This is a genomic window from Neorhodopirellula pilleata, assembly GCF_007859915.1.
Taxonomy (GTDB): Bacteria; Planctomycetota; Planctomycetia; order Pirellulales; family Pirellulaceae; genus Rhodopirellula; species Rhodopirellula pilleata.
The window spans coordinates 1-2,551 of sequence record NZ_SJPM01000064.1 but is presented as its reverse complement, the minus strand read 5'-3'; the positions used below and the strand labels follow the sequence as shown (position 1 = coordinate 2,551).

General features: G+C 51.7%; 3 protein-coding genes. All 3 read right to left on the bottom strand.

The features are described 5' to 3' along the window. On the bottom strand, positions 1-466 hold a 466-nt coding region (locus Pla100_RS32115; protein WP_231603818.1), incomplete at its 3' end, for a hypothetical protein. Positions 467-512: 46 nt separating this feature from the next. Then, complete coding sequence (locus Pla100_RS30205; RefSeq protein WP_146583112.1) at positions 513-1,085, bottom strand: hypothetical protein; 573 nt, start codon at positions 1,083-1,085, stop codon at positions 513-515. Positions 1,086-1,384: 299 nt separating this feature from the next. Next, positions 1,385-1,981: a hypothetical protein gene (locus tag Pla100_RS30200; RefSeq protein ID WP_146583111.1), complete on the bottom strand. Its 597-nt coding sequence runs from the start codon at positions 1,979-1,981 to the stop codon at positions 1,385-1,387. Positions 1,982-2,551: the final 570 nt, after the last annotated feature.

The following is a 2,551-nucleotide window of genomic DNA, read 5'->3' as shown; positions in this document are numbered from 1 at the left end:
GACTAGCGCGCCTTGAGGAAATCTGGAGCAAGTTTGCTTCCAAGAAACGAACCGCCGGATGCGGACCCGCATGTCCGGTGGTGTGAGAGGGGTCCGCAGCAATGCGGCCCCTATCTCGATCATGGTTCGCCGAATTACCTGTTGGGGCCGACAGCATGGAGATTTGGTCAAGCTTCGCTCGATCGTCCGGACGGCCAAGCACCTCCACCCAGAGGATTTGCCGATTGGTGTAATGCACACACATCACGCCTTTTACCGGAGCGATTACGCGTTTGCATGCCGGCCAAGCAGGAGCGGATGTCTTGGGCACGGCGTAGAACGTCACGCAACCTGGTTCATCACATAGGCATCGCTCAACGATCTCTACTGAATGAACCGTTTCGGCCAGGTGCTTGTGTCCCTCGGCGGCTAGTCCCTGCGCAAGCTCTTCTGCAAACTCCGGTAATGCGTCGACGAGCTTCATCATCTTACTGCTGGCGAACGCTTGCGTTGACCGGGCGGCGGCCAGTCAACTATCCATTTTGAACCGCGTCGTCCGCCGCTCCGTGTCCAACGCTTTGTTCTGCATCCGCCGTGTGGTCCAGGTTCTTTCGGACCATGTGAAGACCTGCGGACATGACATCGAGGAGCGCATCTATTTCGTCAGCATCCCAGGTCGGGACATAGTGTTGGCCCTTTGGGGTGCATGCCGGAATGTTGTTGCCAGCGAATAGTTTATCGTAAATAGGGCGATTGGGCTCGGCAATTGCGCGGAAGCCATCCCGGTGTTTTTTGGCCGATTGCCATACATCAAGGAACATGTTCCACGCGTTGAGCATTTCAACACAGTCTACCGTTTCCGGTAAGGGGTCGAAGACCCATCGTGATACGAAGTCCAGGTTGTGAAGCGTTGGATTTCTTTGTTCAGTGATTGTGATTTCGTTGCGAGACGCGTGCTGGTTGAGTGTGCGAAGGTCGTTGAATGAGATGATGCGGTTTTGGGCATTGAGAACCACAAAGTCCTTTGCGTCGGAATCCAGATCCGTTACCCAAAGCAGGTAGCGTTGTTCCGAGTCGAGTTGGTACCAAAACGCGTAGTATTGCACGGCTACGATTCGAATGCAGAACACCACCGATCACGGAGCGGCCGGTGAAAAGTTGGAAGTTGCAAAAAGTCGTCTTGGCCGCTGCCGTGCATCGGGATAGTTCGTCGTGTCCCAACGGCGACAGTTCGGACGAGTTTGGCAGCATATCAGTTTATGAAGCGTTGACGAACTAGTGTTCAACCAGCATTGATTTGGTCATGACTTTCGGGTTTGAGTTGGGGATTGCAGCATTCAGTGAAGGGAATTTGTCCGGTACCGAAAAGCTGTATTGGCACCGGACACCCGTGCTTTGCCCCAACTTAGTTCGACAGATAAAGTACTTTGAGTGGACCGACGTAATTAGGGTCCATCTGCTGGCCATAGACCCCGAAGGGAATACCTCCATTTTCGTAGCAATAAAACATCACGTCGAGCACAGGGAAGACGAGATCGGGAAATAAAGCCTCTGCCTTTACCATGACGTTAAAATGGACGTATGGTAAGTCGGCCAAAATTTCGTCATAAAGCTCGTTCGCATCTGCACCGGTTTTTTCAGCAATTTTCTGCGATGCAAGATTTAGCGATTTGCAGTTGCTCAATAATTCCCCAAGTCGCTCAGCCCTTTCGTCGATTTCCTGTAGCTTTGGGCCGCATGCCAATCCTCCGAGGGAACTTACGAGACTCTCAATGTCCCCAAAATATCTTGAATGCAGAATGTTCCAGGGATTCGGCTTGGTGTCGTCCTCCCGCAACAGTTCCAAGCACTCGAGGAAAAACTTGGGTGTCGTTGGCGAAGCAAGCCACGAAGTTCTTTCAGCAAACTTGAATTCCCTTTCAATGTTTATCGAGCTCATTGAGAACAGCGAATCGTTTTCGATGAGCTGAAGTATTTTTCCTTCTCTGTTCATAGTATTCATTTAAGGCTTTTCGGGAGGCAACGTCTTCAAGCAACTTGATGGTCTGGATTCAGCTGTTTGTAGAACTTCTCCGCTGAGTCCTACTTGATTAAGGATCCTGTGTTTTGCTTTTTTTGGGCCGTGGCACATTTCATCACCTCATGAATGGACTGATCGGATACTGCAAAGAGACTCAGAGCCTTAACGAGAGATAAATTGTCCCGCACAAAGATGCTATGCTCTCGCTTCTCCTCCGGTCCTGAATTCGGGTCGGAGACGGGCGATGCCACATCGACGAACGGCAGCCGTCACCGGGTACGGCGAGTTGAGTATCCATTTGTGAACGCGCGATGCCGTACTCCGGTGCACGGCATGGTTCAAGTAAGCCGCTATCGCGGCGGGGAAGTACATTTTGAGTGGTTTGGAGGTATCTGGATTTGTTTGAAGCATCCTGGCAGGAGGAGCTGTTCGCTGTGGACAGCTCATCAACTCCTCCTGTTACAGGAAACTTTCGATGTCCAAGTATAGCAATAACAGCAGCCCCAATCCACTCGGGCTCTTCTTTCCCGCTGCAGTTCGCCAGCGACTCTC